Below are 18,825 nucleotides of genomic sequence, written 5' to 3' on the forward strand. Positions count from 1 at the left end.
GCTGATGCAGGCCGACGCGCCGCATCTGCCCATCGTGCTGCACGGTCGTCGGGTCACCGTCGGCCCACTCGTGCATCCCGGACGCACGGCGTGCCTGCTGTGCATTGAGGCCGACCGACGCGACGCCGATCCGGCCTGGCCGGCATTGGCGGGGCAGCTGCTCGCGCTCCCGGCCCCGGACCTGGTGCCGGGACTGGCCGTGGAAGCGGGACTGGTCGCGGCCCGTCTGCTCAGCGTCGCTGGGCGGGGGGACGCGACGTGGTCGCTGACCGTCGACGCGCGGTCGATGCGCCGGCGCTGGTGGACCCATCGACCGCACGCAGAGTGCGGTTGCCGATCTCCTGCAGGAATCTCGACGGCGTCCGGTTCATGCGCCCCTGATTTCCGCGCGACCACGACAACGACAGTGTCCGGGCCGCCCGTGTGATGCCCACGTAGGCGAGCCGTCGTTCCTCGTCGACCTGCTCGAAGGTCGTGGCATACGAGATCGGCAGCAGGCCCTCGCTCATGCCGACCAGGTGCACGTGGTCCCATTCGAGGCCCTTCGCGGCGTGCAAGGTCGCCAGCGTCACCGTTCGCAGAGTGGGCTCGTGCTGATCCTTCGCCCGCGCCATCAGATCGTCCGTGAACACCCGCAGGCTCATCTCATCCGGAGCCTCTTCGGCCAGCCGAAGAAGGGCCCGCCGGGCTTCCCACGCGTCGCGCAGCGCGCCGCCCGCCGGCGGTGGATCATCGGTGAGCCCGAGTGAGCGCAGCACGTCGCGGACGGTGTCCACGAATCCGCCGTTCAGCGGCGCGACGGAGGCCCCGCGCAGGGCCAGCACAGCCTGCCGCACCTCGGGCATGTCGAAGAAGCGGCGCCCGCCGAGAACGGTCGTGGGTACCTGCACGTCAGCCAGCGCGCGCAGCAGCTCGGCGGACTGCGCATGGGAACGATAGAGAACGGCGATGGCCTGCGGATCGATCCCGTCGGCGATCTGCGCGGCAACCGCCACCGCGACGCCGTGCGCCTCCGCGACATCGTCGTCGTATGCGCTCAGCCGTGGCACGTCGTCGGTCGCGGCATCCCGAACCGGATGCAGGCGCAGCGCACCCGGCCGGTCACGCATGAGCTCGTTGGCGACGTCGAGAATGGGCGCCTCGCTGCGGTAGCTGGTCTCGAGCCGCACGACACGGGCGTCCGGGTACCGGGTGCCGAACTCGAGCAGGTGCGACGCGTCGGCGCCGGCGAACGAGTAGATGGTCTGGCTGGCGTCGCCGACCACGCAGATGTCGCGACGCTCGCCCAGCCACAGCTGGAGGAGATGCTGCTGCAGCGGTGAGACGTCCTGGTATTCATCGACCGTGAAGTGGCGGTACTGCTCGCGCACCGCCGCCGCAACGCGGGGCTCTGCCTCCAGCATCCCGGCGCAGGCGAGCAGCACATCTTCGAAGTCGAGCTGGCGGCGCTCATCTTTCAGCTTCTCGTACGCACGCTGCAGGTCGACCACGCGCTGCAGGCTCAGACGCCCCACCCCGCCGGGTCGGGCCACGGCGTAGGCGTCGATCGAGCGCATCGTGATCTTGCGCCATTCGATCTGGGTCGCCACGTCGCGCAGCGTCGCGGTGTCGAGGCTCATGCCTATCCCGTCGGCCGCGTGGGCGAGCAGACGCACCTTGTTGTCGACGATCGCGGGGGCGCTGTCGCCGGCGACCGTCGGCCAGAAGAAGTTCAGCTGAGAGAGCGCCGCCGCGTGGAAGGTGCGGGCGGCGACGCCGCCGATGCCGAGCGCGCGCAGGCGACCGCGCATCTCGCCGGCGGCCTTCGTCGTGAAGGTCACGGCCATGACCCGATTCGGCGTGTACGCGCCCGTGTCGACGCCATGGGCGATCCGATGGATGATCACCCGGGTCTTGCCGGTGCCCGCTCCCGCGAGCACACAGACCGGGCCGCGCAGCGCCGAGGCCGCTTCGCGCTGTCGGTCGTCGAGTCCTTCCAGTGCGCGCTCGTTCACGCGGTCTCCGCGTACCAGTCGGCGATGAGCCGGTGCGCGATCGACGCGCGCCGGGGCAGCAGCAGCTCGTCGTCGCGGCTCGTCGCGTCGCTGCGGGTCGCGCCGTCTCCACGTACGAGTGCCTCGCCGATCTCGGCGCGGGTGAACCACCGCAACGCCGCGATCTCGTCACCGTCGGCCCGCGCCTCGGCGTCGTCAACCGCGCGGGCACGGAACCCCAGCATGAGCGACCTCGGGTACGGCCAGGGCTGGGAGCGGCGATACTGCACGTCGCGCACGTGGATGCCGGCCTCTTCGAAGAGTTCGCGTTCGACGGCGGCCTCGGCTGACTCCCCCGCCTCCACGAAGCCGGCGAAGCACGAATACCGATTCGGCCCCCACAGGGCGTTCGAGCCGAGCAGCAGCCGCTGCGGTGCGGCGTCGCTGGTGACGGCCACTATCACGGCGGGATCGGTGCGCGGAAAGTGCTCCACCCCGCATTCCGGGCAGCGCCGCGACCACCCCGCGTTCTCGAGCGTGCAGGCGTGGCCGCAGCGCGGGCAGAACGCGCTGTCACGCAGCCAGCGGCCGAGGCTGACGGCCGTCGACAGCAGATCTCCGTCGACGGCATCGAGGTCGCCACCGACGGTGCGCAGCGACATCCAGTCCCCCGGCGGCAGGTCCCGGCCGCCGGTACGAGCCAGAAGCACGGGGGCGCCATCGGCGGCGCGGCCGAGAAACGCCCACTCTGCGTCGGGCGGCGCTTCGCCGGCCCGCGCCCACCGCAGACGTGCGCCGGCCTCGTCGACGACTTCGACGGCGTCGCCGCGCACGACGAGCACGCGGGTCGCAGCATCCCCTCGCAGCTCGTCCAACAACTCCGGACGAGCCCGTTCCGCGGCGCTGCGGTCGAATCGAACGGCCTTTTCCGCCGGCGTGGCGGCGCGGTGCTGTGCGTTCATCGATACCTCCGTGCCGGGCGTGGCGACGCGCCCGGTCGCCCTGCGCGACCTACCCTGGGGGCATGGCACGCTCACCTCTCACTCTAGCGGCGACAGTGACTTCAGCCCTGCGGGAGGCCAGCGTCGTCGACGTGCGCATTCTCAGCGAGAACGCTGCCGGGCGCTTCGATTCGGCGTACGCCACTCTGGGCGATGGCAGCCGCGTCGTCGTGCGGGCTGCGACCGACGCCGAGACGTCCGCCGAGCTCGGTGCCGAGGCGCGTGCGCTGGCCGCCCTCACCGACGGGGTGCGCAGTCTGCTGCCGTTCCGGGCGCCGCGTCTGCACGGCCGCGCCGCGCAGGGCGGGTGGACGGCGATCGTGGTGGACTTCCTCGACGGCTACCGAGTCGACGCCTCGCATGTGCCCGCCGGCCGCGGCGCCGCGACGTCGATCGGCGCCGCCATCGCGGCCGTGCATGCATTGCCCGAGTCCATCGCCCGCGGGGCGGGGCTGCCGCAGCTGACCGCTTCGCAGGTGCGCGACGATGTCTCGCGCTTGCTCGACCGCGTCGCCACCGTCCACCGCGTGCCGGTGTCGTTGCTGTCGCGGTGGAGTCGCGCCTTGGCTGAAGACCGTCTGTGGCGGTTCGAGTCGACGCTCACGCTCGGCGGAATAACCGCCGACGCGTTCCTCATCGAAGACCGCGACGGCGTGCCGGCGGTCACCGGGCTGCTCGCGTGGCAGGGGCTGGGGGTGGGCGATCCCGCCGTGGACCTGCGATGGCTGTCGTCGGCTCCCGATGCGTCCGAGGACGTGCTGGGCGCGTATGCTCAGGCGTCCGTGCGCACGCCCGACGCCGCGCTGCGCACGCGCTCGAGGCTGTACGCCGAACTCGAGTTCGCGAAATGGCTCGTCCACGGGCGGGACTCGGGTGACGAAGAGATCCTCGACGACGCCGTCGCCCTGCTCACCTCTCTCGCCGACACGGTGGTCGATGACGACCTGCTCGCCGAAGACGACCTGGACGTCGACGACGCCATCGCCCTCATCGGCCGGGTCCCGGGTGCGGCCGCCGCTGTCGACACCTCCATGCAGACGGATGCATACGACCTCGATGAGACGTCGTTCTTCACCGATGAACTCGCGCCCGAGCACGCCGCCGTCGACCCCGAAGACGCGAACGCGACCGCACCGCTGCAGCTGGACGACTGGACCTCGACACGCAACGAAGCGGAGAACGAGACGGATGCCGCGGCCGACGCCGCACTGCGCCGCTGGGCGTCGTCCTGATCAGCCGCGCACGATCAGATCGTGCGCGACATAGAAGAGGGTGACGTCGATCTGATCGAGCGGAATGCCGTGCTTGGCATGGTAGGCGCGGCGGTACAGCTCCAGTTGCAGGAGTCGAGCCTGGCGCTCGGTGTCGTTGCGAGGCGGAGCGCCGGTCTTCCAGTCGACGATCTCGTAGCGATCACCGCGGCGGTATACCGCGTCGAGCTTGCAGATCGCGAGGTGTGGGGTGCCGTCGAGATCGTCGAACGGAAAGTCGATCTCCGTCTCCACTTCGATCGGCGCAAGCTGCGCCCACTCCGAACGGTCGAACGCGCCCTGCAGCGAACGCAGCGCCGCCGTGTCCGCATCGGCCGCGGCATCCGTCTCCCACAGCGCGTCGTCGAGCGAGCCCGACACGCCCACCAACCCCGACCGGCGCTCCACCCACGCATGGAACAACGTCCCCAGGCGCGTCTGCCGGTACGGACGTTCGGGCATCGGCCGGCTGATCGCGGCGACCGTGCCGGCGTAGTCGGCGACGAAGTCCTTGTATCGCGACGCGGGGATGCGCACCGGCGCGGACCCGCCCGCCGGCCGGGCGCGCGCCGCTCGCTCGGCGAGCAGCAGGGAGAGGTCGTCGTCGGCCACCGCCGGCGCCGAGCGCTGCGCGACACGCACGGCGGCCGCCGCCTCCTCGACGCGCTCCCGCCGTTCGCCGAGCGCATCCATCGGCCACTGCAGCAGACGCCGTCGCCCCTCGAACGGGTTCTCGCCCGCTTCGCCGCCCGGTAGCGCAACATCCAGCGCCTTCGCGATCTCGATGAGGAACGGGCTGTGACCGCGCGGCATGGTCTGCCCGCCCCACGGCGACCCGGACAGGAGCAGGTGATCGCGTGCCCGCGTGACGGCGACGTAGGCGAGCCGCCGGTCCTCGTCGACCTGGCGGCTCACGTTCGCCTGCCGGAACTCCTTGATCGCCTTCACCATCTCCTGCTGCGTCTGCGCGCCGCGCCAGGCGAGCGTCGGCAGCCATGCCGCGTCGCCACGGAAGTCGTATGGCAGAACACCGAAACCCAGCCAGCCGCCGCTGTCCCGGGAGGCAGTGGGCAGCTCGTCCTCTACCATGCGTACGACGGCCACCGCGTCCCACTCCAGCCCCTTCGACCCGTGGATGGTGAGCAACTGGACGACATCGTCTTCGGGCGGCTCGGTACGCGGCGCGAACTCGTCGAGCTCTTCCGCGTGGTCAAGCCACGCGAGGAGCGAGGGCAACGAACCGGAGTCGTCGGCCGACAGGAACGCCTGTACCTCGTCGACGAACGCGCGCAACTGTGCGGATGCGATCCGCGCAGGACCCCGTGTCTCGTTCGCGGCCAATTCGATGTCAAGACGCAGTTCGAGCTCGATGAGACGTACCAGTTCACCGATGGGTGCTCCCGCCGCGCGTCGCAAGCCCGCGAACACAGCGGCAGCATCGCGCAGACGCTCGCGGGCGGCCGGGGTGAATCCGCTCAACCAGCCGTGGTCGTCCTTCACGCGCAGCACGAAATCCAGTGCGTCGATGAGCGAGCCCTGGTCATCACCCGACGAAGACCGTACCCGTTGGGCGACGTCCGGTGTCAGTCGTTGCAGCGCGGCGTCGTGTTCCGTGATCCGGCGTGCAAGCTGCGCGAGAGCGCGCAGGTCTGCAAGACCGAGCGCCCACCGGGGCCCCGCCAGCAGCCTGATCAGCGCCGAACCCGCCCGCGGATCGCTGATCACCCGCAGCGCACTGACCACGTCGACGACTTCCGGCGTGGACAGCAGGCCACCGAGACCCAGGATGCGGTGCGGGATGCCGCGGGCCCCGAGGGCGTCCGCGAACCGCTCCATGTGCTTCTTGCTGCGCAGCAGCACCGCCCCGGTGGTGCCTTGTCCTGCACGCGCGCGCTCGTCGCGCACGCTCTCGAACCACTCCGCCACACGCGCGGCTTCAGCGTCGACGTCCGCGGCCACCGCGATCTCCACCCGGCCCGAAGAGGCGCCCGGTCGCGGTCGCAGCGCCCCCACCTCGACGGGGCTGGATGTCGCAAGCGGGGCGAGCACGGCCGAGGCGGCGGTGAGCACGTCGGAGCTGTTGCGCCAGCTCGTCATCAGCGAGTACCGCCCGCAGTCGGTCTCGCGCGCGAAGGCGGTCGCGAAGTCGCCGAGGTTGCCGGCGCTGGCACCGCGCCACCCGTAGATGGCCTGATGCGGGTCGCCGACGGCCATCACCGTGGTGCCTGCGAACAGCCCCGACAGCAGCCGGGTCTGGGCGACCGAGGTGTCTTGATACTCATCCAGCAGCACGACGCGGTAGCGGTCGCGCAACTCGGCGGCCACCACCGGGTGCGACTCGATCACCTGCAGCGCGCCGGCGACCTGGTCGGAGAAGTCGATCACGCCGATCCGCCGCTTCTGCACGGCGTATTCGCGTGCGAGTCCCACGAGAACCTCGAGCGCGTCGACGTTCGTGCACACTTTGCGCACGTCACCGTGCACAACGGTCCGCCTGTTCTCGGAGGGGAGCTCGAGAATGTGCCGGAACTGTGCGGGAAACGCCTCCAGAAGGTCGAGGTCCACGAGATTGTCGACACCGTCGCGCGCTATCCGCAGCGCTGCGTCGATGATCGTGCGGACGGCCCGGTCGATGCCCTCCAGCCGGTCGTCGTCGCTGTCGAGGACGACCCGCCGCATCCGCAGCCATGCCGCCGACTCGCTCATCACGGCCGCCTCGGGATCGCGTCCGATCCGCACGGCGTTCTCGCGCACGATGCTGTCGGCGAAGCTGTTGTAGGTGGCCACGGTAGGCCGATGCAGCAGGCTCTCGCCGTCATCGGATGCCGCGGCCGCCCCGACTCTCTCGGCCAGCAACGCCATCTGCGCGCGCCGCGCCCGGTCGGGCTCCCCGCCGCGCTCGAGCCGTGCGAACACGTCGAGCTCCCCCGCCGCGTGGAGTGCCGGAAGGTGCGCGAGCAACCCGTGCTGCTCGAACTCCGCTAGGCGCGCCAGCCTGCGCTGGATGCGCTCGGCCAGCTCGCCCGCGGCCTTGCGGGTGAAGGTGAGGCCGAGGACCTGGTCGCGGCGCACGATGCGGTTCGCCACCAGCCATACGACGCGGGCGGCCATCGTCTCGGTCTTTCCGCTCCCGGCGCCCGCGACCACCAGCGCCGGCTGCAACGGCGACGAGATCACCTCGACCTGCTCGTCGGTGGGGGGAAACTGGCCCAGCGCCGCCGCGATCACCTGCGGCGAGAGGATCGCTTCGGTCACGATGCGCTCACCGCCGGAATGGTGTGGATGCCGCACAGCCCGTAGCTGTGGTCGGCACGACAGTGCTCTTCCACCGGCGCGTCGAACCTCGTCGCCCGCATGACGTCGACGGCGGCGTGGATGCGCTGTTCGAACAGCTCGCGACGCACCTCATCGAAGGGCGGTTGTGTCGGCTCGGCATAGTCCTTGCCGGTCGCGCTCGGGCGCAGCACCAGCAGCTTCGCACCGCCCGGCCGATACCCCTCGGTGCCGGCGATCACGCCCTGCTCGAAGGCGAGCTGATAGGCGGCGAGCTGCGGATTGTCGATGACCTTCTCGTCCTTCTGGGGCTCGTTCTTGCCGGTCTTCAGATCCACGATCACGACCCGCCCGGAGGCGTCGACCTCCACACGGTCGATGTACCCGCTGAGCACCGCACCGTGCGGCGCATCGCCGTCGATCGGGAGAGGAACCTCGAAGTGCGGCTCCGCGTCGAGCAGCCGGCCGCCCGCCTCTTCGAATCGGCGCAGATACAGTGCGAGACGCCGCACCATGTCGCGCGCCTGCTGCCGGGTGGCACGGTCGAGCCATGGCGCCTCGAAGTCCAGCTCGCCCCAGCGATGCTCGACGAGCTCCCAGAGCTGCTGCTCATCGGCCCCCTCGGCGTGCTCGAGCGCCGCATGGATGATCGTCCCCAGACCTGCGGTCATCCCGCCGGCGTCGCCGCCGAGGTCTGCGATCACCCAGTCGAGGGCGCACGTCTCCAGCGCCGCGAGTCGCGACGGCGAGACGCGCACGTCTTCGGTCTGCAGGTCCCGCAGCGGAGCCGTCGAGCTGGGATCGACCATCCCGTACCACTCGGCGGGGTCCGCACCCGCAACACCCGCCGCCGCCAGCAGTGCGAGCTGGCCCGCCGCGTGGACCCGACGCTGCGCATTGCGTGCCGCGCGGGGGTCCGTCAACGTCCGACGGTGCCTGGCGACCAGTCCGCGCAACGACATCGGATGCTCCGCGAGTCGCCCGGGCGGGGTCGGTTCGGGGAGGAGCTCGAAGAAGACGCTGGGTCCGGTGTCGTCATCGTCGACGGCGGTCACCAGCAGGTGCGCACGTGCCCGGGTGATCGCACGCGCGAACAGGCGCAGCTCATCGTGCATGGCCTGACGCCGCCGGTCGAAGACATCCGGGGCGCCCGCATCGTCGGCAGCGCGCCGCACCGCGTCGCCGAGGCGCCAGGTGTCGAGCAGACTGCCGCGCAGACGCGTGTTGGGCCACACGCCGTCCTGCACGCCCGCGACCACCACCGTGTCGTATTCCACCCCGAGTGCGGCAGCAGGCGTGAGCACGGCCACCGTGTCCGCCCCACCCGTCGCCTCGAGCCGGTCTTCTGCCACGTCACTGTCGAGAATGCCCCGGACGAACGTCAAGGGGTTCTCGGCTGCGGCATCCCCCCGCTCTCCGAAGCGCTTCGCGGCCTGGAACAGCGCGACGACAGCGTCCAGGTCGCGCCCGGCCTGCTCCGCGACCGGACCGGTGCCGCGAGCAGCGCGCCCCCAGGCGCGCTCGAGACCCGCTCCGTCCCACACCGTCCAGAGCAGCTCATGTGCGGTCGCACCCTCTGCCAGCTGAGAGCGCACACGCGCCACGGTGCGGGCGAACCGGCCTGCCTGCCGCGCCTCGCGCATGTCGACGAGGTCGAACTCGATCGGGTGACGCACCGCCGACAACAGCAGTTCACGACCGCCCCGCTCGCCGCCGGCCCGCAGCTCTTCATGTCGAAGGGCGGTGCGCAGCCTGCGCAGCTGCACCGGGTCGAGCCCGCACGCCGCGCCCAGCAGCGCGTCGGAGACGACATCCGCCGTCCAGTCCTCGATGTCGGTGGCAGCCAGCGCGACCACGCGCAGCAGATCCTGCACGGGTCGCAGCGCGCCCAGGGCCTTGCCGGGACCGGCGGCACGCGAGGGCACTTCGCGCGCCGAGAGTTCGGCCTCCAGCGCGGCGACCTGGCGTGTGTCGTGTGCGATGACGGCACACGACGACCAGGCGACCCCGTCGCGCACGTGACGCTCGCGCAGCACCCGGGCGATCACGTCGTACTCCTCAGCGACCGACCGGACGAGCATGGCCTGCACCGAGCCGTCATCGGTCGCCCCGACCGGTGGACGCCGGTGGGAAGCACCCGCGGCGGTGCCGATGTGGGCGATCACTCTTCGGGCCAGATCGGTCTGAAAGGCGGTCGTGCGGTGCGGGGCGTCGAGCGTGTGCACGGGACCGAGAGCCGCCTGAAGCCGCGCGAAATTCTCCGGTGTCGCTCCGCGGAAGGCTCCGGTGCCGACATCGGGGTCGCCGAAGGCGAGGACCGCGGCGCCTCGCCCGCGGCAGGCCTCCAGCAGTTCGACCCCGCCCAGGGTGAGCTCTTGCGCATCGTCCACGAGGAGCACTCTGGGCAGCACGGCATCGCCCGCGCCGGTGCGCACGAAACCCACCGCCTCACGTACGAGGCCCGCCGCATCACGATGCGCACCGCGCATGTCGGCCCGCACCTGCAGGTACTCCACGAAGAACGAGGACGCCGCCCGCCACGCGTCGAGCTCGAAGCGCTCGCCGAGCACTCGCAGCGGGCGCGGCTCGATCCCGAGGGTCGTGCACTCCGCCAGGAACGCGCGGACCTCACCACGGAAGCCCTTCGTCGCACGCACCTCGGGCGTCAGCCAGGCAGGCCAGCGGCCGTGCCCCTCTGCCTCATCCAGCGCGTCCCCATCGAGCAGGTCCTGAATGATCTGGTCTTCGTCGCCGCCGGTGAGCAGCCGCGGCGGCTCGTTGCCGGCGTGCACCTCGACGGCGCGCACGATGCGGAACGCGAAAGAAGCGACCGAGTGCGCGAGAGCCCCGGAGGTCGCGCGCCCGACCGCGAGGCCGAGACGATCGCGCAACGCGGTGGCGCTGGGGCGGGTCGGGGTCAGCACCGCGATCTCGTCGGGCGACACGCCCGCGCGCACGAGCGCCTCGACACGAGCCACGAGCGTGGTCGTCTTACCCGTGCCGGGCGCGCCCACGACCGTGCCACAGGCCTCCGGCGGAATGTCGAGCGCCGCGCGCTGGGCGGCATCGAGGACGGGGGTGGATGCCGCGGTGCGCGGCGTTCGGGTGGTGCTGTCCATCGTCTGCCACGGTAGCGCGAGCCGCCGACACCCGGCGCGCGCCCGTTCGCCCACAGCGTGCGCCGCAGACCGACGTCGCCTGAGAACCTGCCGTAGAGTCATGACGTACCCGCACGGCATGGAAAGGCAGTGATCCGTGGAGATCCGCATTGGCATCGTGAACACCGGACGTGAGCTGAACTTCGAGACCGACGAGACTGCGGATGCCGTGCGCACCGCCGTCACGCAGGCGCTGGACTCCGGTGCCACGCAGGTCACGCTCAGCGACGCCAAGGGCAACTCGTACATCATCCCCACCGCCGGGATCGCCTACGTCGAGCTCGGCACCGAAGACGTCCGCAAGGTCGGGTTCGTCGCCTGATGCAGATCGTCCTCGCTCTCATCTTCGGTGGGGCGGTCGGCGCGCTCGCGCACTTCACCGTGGGCGCGCGCGACTCACGGGGAGCCGCCCTCGGCCCCATGGTGGGCGCGGTCGTCGGCGCCGGAGTGTGGGCGGCCCTCACCTGGACGGGGCTCGAGGCGACGAATGCCTGGCTGTGGATCGCGTCGCTGGGCGCGCCCATCGTCGTGGTGTCCGTGCTGCTTCCCCTCCTCGCGAAGCTTCGCGCCGCGCACGATCAGCGCCGGCGCGAGCAGCTCGGCATCGCCTGAGCGCGGGCCACGGAGCGTAGATCGGCGCGTCTGCAGCCGTTCGCGCCGCGGGTGCTGAATCGTTCTGCTCGCGGTGTGTCGTTCTGTTCGCGGTGTCGACCGCTCAGGCCGTGAACCCCATCGCCTGCATGCGGCGCGCGTGCCCGGCGAGCAGTTCGGTGAACACCGGCTCCACCTGTTCGGTGGCGGCGGCATCCAGCATCCGCTCCCTCAGTGCGCTGCGCGCGATGAGGATCGTGTCGCCCACGAGGCGCCGTCCCCACATCGCCAGCAGCGAGCGCAGCTCGTCGTCGTCGGCCGCCGCCTCGGCCACGAGGTCCACAATAGCCTGCCGGTCGTCGTCGGCCTGCAGGATCCGCGCGACGCGCGACCCCGTCTCGCCGTAGCTGTGCGACAGCGCGTCGTAGAAGTCGTCGAGCATGCCGGCGGTGATGTGCACCGAGAGCATCGTCTCGTGCCGGCGCACGCCGTGCGTCGCGGCTCGGAACGCGTCCAGCTGCTCACGGAACGGCAGCATGAGCGCGGTCGGGTCGCCTTCCCGCTCCCGGATGACGGCGACGATCTCCCGATGCTTGGTCAGTGCGGCGCCGGCCGCCTTCGACAGTGCCTCCTTGTGCGCGAGGTCGGGAGTGGTGGCGATCAGCTCGCTGAGCGTCTCGAAGAAGCCGAGCTGCAGGTATGCGGCCTGGCCGAGGAACGTGTCGACGTCGGGCGCGAGCGTCTCGAACGCGACGCGGATGCCCTCACCCAGCTCATCCCGCGAGCGCAGCCGCAGGACACGACCCGCAGGCCGCCGTCTCTTGAACCACCCGAACACGCGATACAGCCTACGGCCCCGGCCTGCGTCGGCGCGTCCGGGGAGGGCACAGACCCGCCCGGGTAGACTGGTGCGCGTCCCGGCGACGGATCGGGACCCCCGCGCCTGGCTGACGACGAAAGGGCGTGGACCTCTTCGCGTGGCGGTTTCACACCGCCCTGACATCAGACAGGCATACATATCGTGACGACTTTCGCCGACCTCGGCGTCGATCAGGACATCGTCGAGGCGCTCTCCGCGCGCGGCATCAACGACTCCTTCCCCATCCAGGAACAGACCATTCCGCTGAGCCTGCCCGGGCAGGACATCATCGGACAGGCCAAGACCGGCACCGGCAAGACCTTCGGGTTCGGCATTCCGGTGGTCCAGCGCCTCGGGCTCGACCCCGAGCCGGGGGTCAAGGCGCTGATCGTGGTACCCACCCGCGAGCTGGCCGTGCAGGTGTACGAAGACATCGACATGCTCACCTCCAACCGCCCCACGAGCGTGGTCGCCATCTACGGCGGCAAGGCGTACGAGGGACAGATCGAACAGCTGCGCGCGGGTGCCCAGATCGTCGTGGGCACGCCCGGCCGTCTCATCGACCTCGCCGGTCAGCGTCTTCTGGACCTGTCGAACGCCCACGAGGTCGTCCTCGATGAGGCCGACAAGATGCTCGACCTCGGGTTCCTTCCCGACATCGAGAAGATCTTCCAGAAGGTGCCGGCCATCCGGCACACGCAGCTGTTCTCGGCGACCATGCCGGGTCCGATCGTGGCCCTGGCCCGCCGGTTCATGTCGAGCCCGATCCACATCCGCGCCTCCGACCCCGACGAGGGCATCGCGCAGGCGAATATCCGCCACCTCGTCTACCGCACGCATGCGCTCGACAAGGATGAGGTCATCGCGCGCATCCTGCAGGCTGAGGGCCGCGGAAAGACCGTCATCTTCACCCGCACCAAGCGTGCGGCGCAGAAGCTCGTCGACGAGTTGAGCGACCGCGGCTTCAACGCGGGCGCCGTCCACGGCGACATGAGCCAGGAAGCCCGCGAGCGCTCGATGGGCGCGTTCAAGGCCGGCAAGAAGGACGTGCTCATCGCCACCGACGTCGCCGCCCGCGGCATCGACGTCGACGACGTCACGCACGTGATCAACCACACGATCCCCGATGACGAGAAGTCCTATCTGCACCGCGTGGGCCGCACCGGGCGCGCCGGCAAGACCGGCATCGCCGTGACCTTCGTCGACTGGGAAGACCTGCACAAGTGGGCGCTCATCAACCGCGCGCTCGACTTCGGCAAGCCCGAGCCCGTCGAGACGTACTCGTCGAGCCCGCACTTGTATGACGAACTCGACATCCCCGAAGGCACCAAGGGCCGCATCGCGACGGCTCCCCGCACGCAGTCGGTGAAGACCCAGAAGACGCCCGCTCGGGCGGTGGATGCCGCAGATGAGGGTGAGGGCGGAACGAAGCGTCGCCGTCGCCGGCGCCGTGCCGGTCAGCAGGAGACCGTCGGCGCCACGTTCACCGAGGGCACCGACGACTCCGCGGGTCCCGCCGCAGCCGAGGACGAGACACCGGCCGAGGGTGCGGGAACGCACGACGGTGCGGGCAAAGAGCACCACGACGGCAAGCCGGCTGCTGCCCGTCGGCGCCGTCGCCGGCGCCGCTCCGGCACAGGCTCGCCGACGCCCGGCGCCTGAGCCTGCGTGATGCCCGTCCCGTCCGCGGGGCGGGCATCAGCCGTAGACGGGCTCAGTTCCGCTGGAGCGCTCGATGATGCGCTGCACCATCTCGTCATCGGTCGTGTGCTCACCGGGCAGATTCGGCTTGCCGGCGCCGTGGTAGTCGCTCGAGCCGGTCACGATCAGGTCGCGCTCGGCCACAAGACGGGCGAGGTGGCGCACGCCCTCCGCGTGGTTCTCACGGTGATCGAGCTCGAAACCGGCCAGGCCGGCCTCGAGCATCGCCGCCAGCACGTCATCTGACGGCACACCCCCGCGACTGGCGGGATGCGCGATGATCGGCACACCTCCGGCTCCCACGACCAGCCGTACGGCGTTCACCGGGTCGGGCGAGTAGAGGGCAACGTAGTACTCGCGGCGCGGGTTGAGAATTCCGGCGAACGCCTCGGTGCGGTCACGGACGTGCTCTTTTGCGATGAGGGCATCCGCGATGTGCGGTCTGCCGATCGTCGCCTCTTCTCCCGTCTGGGCGAGCACGTCCGCCCAGGTGAGGTCGTAGTCGCGCCCTATCCGGTCGGTCATGGTCCGGGCGCGGTCCCGTCGCGACGAGCGGACGCGATCGATCTCGGCCCGCAGGGCTGCGTCCTCGGGGTCGAACAGGTAGGCGAGCAGGTGCACGCTACGGCCGTGATGACGTGTGGACATCTCCATGCCCGGCATGAAGGTCATCTGCAGCGCGCGGGCCGCGGCTGCGGCATCCGCCCACCCGGCCGTCGTGTCGTGGTCGGTCAGCGCCGCCGTGCGCACCCCGTGCTCGCGCGCAGCGCGCATGACATCGGCGGGTGACTGCGTGCCGTCGGACCGCTCGGAATGAAGGTGCAGATCACTCGGGCCTCGGAACCTGTGGGCGCCCATGATCCGAGATTAGCGCGAGTGCTCATCCGCCGATCTCACAGCCATCTGCCTTAGAGTCGCAACGTGCTTCGCCTTCTCGGGATCCTGGTGACGGTGCTCTGCGCCATCGGGGCCGCGATCCTGACCTGGCCGCAGTTCTTCCACGTGGAGCGCACCTGGCCGATCGCACAGGCAGTGGCTTTCCGCGGCGTCGTCGTGCTCGGGTTCGCGGCCCTCGTTCTACTCATGCTGCTGGTGATGCTGGTCCGTCCGCTGCGGGCGTTCGCGGCATCCATCGCCCTCATCGCCTTGCTGGCCGGCGCGGCGAATGCGGCGATCGTCTACACGCGCGGGGTGAGCGGGGACGCTCTCCCCGCCAAGGCCGACGGCAGCCTGCGGGTCATGACCTGGAACACCGCGGGGGCCGCGACCGACCCCGAGACCATCGCACGCACCGCCGTCGCAATGCAGGCCGACATCGTCACACTGCCGGAGACCACGATCGAGACCGGTGAGCAGGTGGCCGTGACGATGCGCAAGCTCGGACACCGCATGTGGGCATACAACAAGCGCTACACGGCGAACGAGTGGGATTCAGGCTCGACCACGGTGCTCATCTCGCCCGCGCTGGGCGACTATGCCGTGGTCGACTCGACGTCGGAAGGGACGACGAACACGTCCACCGTCCCGTCAGTGGTCGCGATGCCCGTGGACGGCACAGGCCCGATCATCGTCGCCGCCCACGCGGTGGCCCCTCGGCAGTCGTACATCGCCAGTTGGACAAGTGACCTGCGCTGGATTGCCGACCAGTGCGCGGCCGACGACGTCATCCTGGCCGGAGACTTCAATGCGACGCTCGACCACATGTCCGCTCTCGGCGTGGAAGGCGGAAACATGGGCCGCTGCCGCGATGCCGCCGCGCAGACCGGTTCGGGTGGCATCGGCACCTGGCCGTCCGGCGTGCCGGCACTGCTGGGCGCCCCGATCGACCATGTGATGGCGACCGACAAGTGGGTGCCGGTCGGGTCGGTGGTGCTCACCTCGCTCGACGGCAGCGGAAGCGACCATCGCCCCGTCGTCGTGCAGCTCGATCCCGCCGGCTGACCGCGGGGCAGGCGCACAGGCGCCCGTGCGAGACTGGAGACATGAGCAGCACAGGCGACACCAGCACCGCCACCGAGACGGCAGCCGACGCGACGCAGAACCGCAAGCAGCCGTTCCCCCAGGGCTTCCTCGACACGATCTCCACCGGATGGGCCGCTCGCACCGACATCGCGGGACCGGCGCGCGACCAGGCGCCGTTCGCGGCAGCCCGGCGCGCGAAGCTGTCGGCGCAGTTCCCCGGCAAGCGTCTCGTGATCCCGGCGGGCGAGCTCAAGCAACGCAGCAACGACACCGACTACCCCTTCCGCGCCCACTCCGCGTTCACGCACCTCACGGGCTGGGCCGCCGACAGCGAGCCGGGGTCGGTGCTCGTCCTCGACCCCGCCGACGACGGCCACACCGCCACCCTCTACTTCCGCGAACGTGCCGACCGCACGACGACGGAGTTCTACGGGGATGCCACGGTGGGCGAGTTCTGGATCGGCCCCCGTCCGTCGGCCGAGGGCGTCGCCGCCGACCTCGGCCTCGACATCGCGCACATCGACACTTTCGAGGCCGCGGACGACGATCTCGTCGTGGAAGAGGACGCCGCACTCACCCGCGCCGTCTCCGAGCTGCGACTCGTCAAGGACGAGTACGAGCTTGCGCAGATGCGCCTGGCCGTCAAGGTCACCGCCGACGGGTTCGACGACATCATCCGCGAGCTCGACGCCGCCGTCGCGCACCCGCGCGGCGAGCGGATCGTCGAGGGCGTGTTCCACCGCCGTGCGCGCAGCGACGGCAACTGGGAAGGCTACGACACCATCGCGGCCGCAGGTCCTCACGCGTGCTACCTGCACTGGACCCGCAACGACGGCGCCGTGGTGCCGGGCGACCTCATCCTGGTCGACGCGGGTGCGGAGGTCGACAGCCTCTACACCGCCGATATCACCCGCACCATTCCCGTGTCGGGCACCTTCACCGACATCCAGCGCACGGTCTACGAGACGGTGCGCGAGGCCGCCGACGCGGCGTTCGCCGCCGCGAAGCCGGGCGTCACCTTCCGGACGGTGCACGAGACCGCCATGGGAGTCATCGCGAAGCGCGCTGCCGAGTGGGGACTGTTGCCGGTGACCGCCGACGAGGCGCTCGACGCCGATCGCGGCGGGCAGCACCGTCGCTACATGGTCCACGGCACCAGCCATCACCTCGGCATCGACGTGCATGACTGCGCGCAGGCCCGCCGCGAGATGTACTACGACGGCGTGCTCGAGCCGGGCATGGTGTTCACGATCGAGCCCGGTCTGTACTTCCAGATCGACGATGAGACGGTACCCGCCGAATACCGCGGCATCGGTGTGCGCATCGAGGACGACGTCCTCGTCACCGAGACCGGGGTTGAGAACCTCTCGGCCGCACTCCCCCGGACCGCCGACGAGGTCGAGGCCTGGGTCGCGCGCCTGCGCGGCTGAAGCCAGCGCACGCGGTCACGCCAGGCCGCGCATCCACTCCACGGCGGTCGCCGCGATGTCGAGGCCGATCTGATCGGCCGGGCGGCAGTGCCGCGCGACCTCGAAGCCGTGCCCGCCGTCGGTGATCCAGCGGAGCTCGGCACGGGGGCAGGATGCCACGGCCCGTTCGAGCTGCTCGTGCGGATCCACGAACGGGTCGCGGGTGCCCGACACGAACAGCTGCGGCGCCGCGATGCGCGGCAGGTGCTCGGCCCGCAGCTTCTCCGGCTTTCCGGGCGGATGCAGCGGATAACCCAGGTAGATGAGACCCGCGACCTCGAGCCGTCCCTCGGCTGCGGCCATCGAGGCCATGCGCCCACCATAGGAGCGGCCGGCGGCGAACACGGGCGCGTCGACGGGTGCGGCATCCCGCACCGCTTCCCACGCCGCGATCGCCTGCGCCGGCGAACCGGGCACGCGACGCCCGGCCTGTGCATACGGCAGATTGAAGCGGATGCACCGGACGCCCGCGGCTGCCACGGTCTCGGCGAACCCGATCAGGAACGGGTGGTCGAAGCGCGTTCCGGCGCCGTGGGTGAGCAGGATCGTCGCCCATGTGGCGTCAGCAGGCTCATGCGTGGCGGTGTCGACGTCGACGACGCCTGCCGGCAATAGGACCGCGACGGAACCCTCACGCACGGTCGTCGTGATGGGTGTCCTCATCGTCTGCGGGCGTGTCGTCGCCCTCGCGCGACGGGGCGTCATCCGACGGCGTGTCCGTCTCCGCCCCGCGATCGGCCGCGGCATCCACATCATTCTCCGGCGCATCCGCCGGCGGTGCGTCCGGGCGCTGTGTGTCCGGCGTCGGCGCGTCCGCACGCTGTGCATCCGCACGCTGTGCATCCGCACGCGTTTCGGTCTCTTGGGCCTTCGCCGTCTCGACCTCTGCCGCATCCGCTGCCGGTGCCGTCGCGCCGTCGGCTTCGGCGTTGACCCGCTGGCCGAACCGCGGCGGCTCGTCGACGCGCTGACCGAACTGCGGAAGCGGCGGCGTCGCCCGCTGACCGTGCTGAGGGGGCGTCTCGGCGCGTTGCCCGTATCGAGGCGGCTCCTGCGTGCGCTGACCGAACTGCGGAGGGCCGGACGGCTGTGATGGCGGGCGGGGCGGGGTCGCTGCCGCCGCTTGCCCACCCAGGACCTCACGGGCGCGGTGGATGCTCGTCGGGAGCACCGTCACCTCGTAATGGTCGGCGATGACCTGCGTCACCGAGGCGAAGTCGCGGCGGCGACGCACGATCGCGTAGCCGCCGATGCTCAGAAGCATGCCGAGCGCGACGCCGACGAACAGCACGCCGATGAACACGGAGAGGTTCACGGCGCTGTTTCCGAGCACGAAGATCGCCGAGAAGAAGAGCCCGAGCAGCAAGCCGTTGATGGCGCCCTGGCGCGCCGCGGTGGCGTAGCCGAGTTTGCCGGTCACACGTTCCACAGAGCGCAGGCCGTTGCCGACGATGGCGATGTCACGCGCGGGCACATCCGACTCCACGAGCGACGAAACGGCCTTCTGCGCGCCCTCATACGTCGGAAAGCTCGCGACGGTCTCGCCGACTTCGCCACGTCCTCGGCCCATCCCCGGCATACTCACCCC

At 70.7% G+C, this 18,825-nt stretch carries 14 protein-coding genes; 6 read left to right on the plus strand and 8 right to left on the minus strand.

Annotation, left to right across the window (positions count from 1 at the left end):
• Positions 1 to 230: 230 nt before the first annotated feature.
• A complete protein-coding gene (locus PU630_RS09490; protein ID WP_275276835.1) occupies positions 231 to 1,994 on the minus strand; it encodes an ATP-dependent helicase in 1,764 nt (587 codons plus the stop codon).
• Entirely contained in the window at positions 1,991 to 2,935 is a 945-nt protein-coding gene (gene nudC / locus PU630_RS09495; RefSeq protein WP_275276836.1) for an NAD(+) diphosphatase, read from the minus strand. The genes PU630_RS09490 and nudC overlap by 4 nt, the downstream gene beginning before the upstream one ends.
• Positions 2,936 to 2,997: 62 nt before the next feature.
• Here nudC and PU630_RS09500 point away from each other — a divergent pair, with 62 nt between their 5' ends.
• Positions 2,998 to 4,206: a phosphotransferase gene (locus PU630_RS09500; RefSeq protein WP_275276837.1), complete on the plus strand. Its 1,209-nt coding sequence runs from the start codon at positions 2,998 to 3,000 to the stop codon at positions 4,204 to 4,206.
• On the opposite strand, the gene PU630_RS09505 is transcribed toward PU630_RS09500, so the two are convergent.
• Both PU630_RS09505 and PU630_RS09510 read right to left on the minus strand, forming a co-directional pair.
• The gene (locus tag PU630_RS09505; protein WP_275276838.1) at positions 4,207 to 7,479 is read right to left on the minus strand and encodes an ATP-dependent DNA helicase; all 3,273 of its coding nucleotides are present in this window, start codon (positions 7,477 to 7,479) and stop codon (positions 4,207 to 4,209) included.
• Entirely contained in the window at positions 7,476 to 10,616 is a 3,141-nt protein-coding gene (locus tag PU630_RS09510; protein WP_275276839.1) for an ATP-dependent helicase, read from the minus strand. The genes PU630_RS09505 and PU630_RS09510 overlap by 4 nt, the downstream gene beginning before the upstream one ends.
• A gap of 136 nt (positions 10,617 to 10,752) precedes the next feature.
• Between PU630_RS09510 and PU630_RS09515 the strand changes: the two genes are divergently transcribed.
• A complete protein-coding gene (locus tag PU630_RS09515) occupies positions 10,753 to 10,977 on the plus strand; it encodes a DUF3107 domain-containing protein (protein ID WP_275276840.1) in 225 nt (74 codons plus the stop codon).
• The gene (locus PU630_RS09520; RefSeq protein WP_275276841.1) at positions 10,977 to 11,267 is read left to right on the plus strand and encodes a hypothetical protein; all 291 of its coding nucleotides are present in this window, start codon (positions 10,977 to 10,979) and stop codon (positions 11,265 to 11,267) included. Before PU630_RS09515 ends, PU630_RS09520 begins: the two co-directional genes overlap by 1 nt.
• Before the next feature lie 103 nt (positions 11,268 to 11,370).
• On the opposite strand, the gene PU630_RS09525 is transcribed toward PU630_RS09520, so the two are convergent.
• On the minus strand, positions 11,371 to 12,084 hold the full coding sequence (locus tag PU630_RS09525; protein ID WP_275276842.1) for a ferritin-like fold-containing protein: 714 nt from the start codon (positions 12,082 to 12,084) through the stop codon (positions 11,371 to 11,373).
• A 183-nt stretch (positions 12,085 to 12,267) separates the two neighbouring features.
• Between PU630_RS09525 and PU630_RS09530 the strand changes: the two genes are divergently transcribed.
• On the plus strand, positions 12,268 to 13,767 hold the full coding sequence (locus PU630_RS09530; protein WP_275276843.1) for a DEAD/DEAH box helicase: 1,500 nt from the start codon (positions 12,268 to 12,270) through the stop codon (positions 13,765 to 13,767).
• 36 nt (positions 13,768 to 13,803) lie between these two features.
• Here the strand turns inward: PU630_RS09530 and PU630_RS09535 are convergent, their stop codons facing one another.
• On the minus strand, positions 13,804 to 14,664 hold the full coding sequence (locus tag PU630_RS09535) for a PHP domain-containing protein (RefSeq protein ID WP_275276844.1): 861 nt from the start codon (positions 14,662 to 14,664) through the stop codon (positions 13,804 to 13,806).
• A 63-nt stretch (positions 14,665 to 14,727) separates the two neighbouring features.
• Between PU630_RS09535 and PU630_RS09540 the strand changes: the two genes are divergently transcribed.
• Both PU630_RS09540 and PU630_RS09545 read left to right on the plus strand, forming a co-directional pair.
• Positions 14,728 to 15,747, plus strand: a complete 1,020-nt coding sequence (locus PU630_RS09540) for an endonuclease/exonuclease/phosphatase family protein (protein ID WP_275276845.1) — start codon at positions 14,728 to 14,730, stop codon at positions 15,745 to 15,747.
• Positions 15,748 to 15,788: 41 nt separating this feature from the next.
• Positions 15,789 to 17,198, plus strand: a complete 1,410-nt coding sequence (locus tag PU630_RS09545) for an aminopeptidase P family protein (RefSeq protein ID WP_275276846.1) — start codon at positions 15,789 to 15,791, stop codon at positions 17,196 to 17,198.
• Between the two features lie 15 nt (positions 17,199 to 17,213).
• Here PU630_RS09545 and PU630_RS09550 read toward each other — a convergent pair whose 3' ends face one another.
• Together PU630_RS09550 and PU630_RS17395 are read right to left on the minus strand one after the other, a co-directional pair.
• Entirely contained in the window at positions 17,214 to 17,900 is a 687-nt protein-coding gene (locus PU630_RS09550; protein WP_275276847.1) for an alpha/beta hydrolase family protein, read from the minus strand.
• Positions 17,869 to 18,816, minus strand: a complete 948-nt coding sequence (locus tag PU630_RS17395; protein ID WP_343075862.1) for a YflT domain-containing protein — start codon at positions 18,814 to 18,816, stop codon at positions 17,869 to 17,871. The genes PU630_RS09550 and PU630_RS17395 overlap by 32 nt, the downstream gene beginning before the upstream one ends.
• Positions 18,817 to 18,825: the final 9 nt, after the last annotated feature.

The organism is Microbacterium horticulturae, from assembly GCF_029094505.1.
GTDB lineage: Bacteria > Actinomycetota > Actinomycetes > Actinomycetales > Microbacteriaceae > Microbacterium > Microbacterium horticulturae.

Bases quoted from the DNA above. Each gene is read 5' to 3' on its own strand.
- PU630_RS09545 (WP_275276846.1), top strand. From the start codon at position 15,789: ATGAGCAGCACAGGCGACACCAGCACCGCCACCGAGACGGCAGCCGAC.
- PU630_RS17395 (WP_343075862.1), bottom strand. From the start codon at position 18,816: ATGCCGGGGATGGGCCGAGGACGTGGCGAAGTCGGCGAGACCGTCGCG.
- PU630_RS09520 (WP_275276841.1), top strand. From the start codon at position 10,977: ATGCAGATCGTCCTCGCTCTCATCTTCGGTGGGGCGGTCGGCGCGCTC.
- PU630_RS09550 (WP_275276847.1), bottom strand. From the start codon at position 17,900: ATGAGGACACCCATCACGACGACCGTGCGTGAGGGTTCCGTCGCGGTC.
- PU630_RS09535 (WP_275276844.1), bottom strand. From the start codon at position 14,664: ATGGGCGCCCACAGGTTCCGAGGCCCGAGTGATCTGCACCTTCATTCC.
- PU630_RS09510 (WP_275276839.1), bottom strand. From the start codon at position 10,616: ATGGACAGCACCACCCGAACGCCGCGCACCGCGGCATCCACCCCCGTC.
- nudC (WP_275276836.1), bottom strand. From the start codon at position 2,935: ATGAACGCACAGCACCGCGCCGCCACGCCGGCGGAAAAGGCCGTTCGA.
- PU630_RS09500 (WP_275276837.1), top strand. From the start codon at position 2,998: ATGGCACGCTCACCTCTCACTCTAGCGGCGACAGTGACTTCAGCCCTG.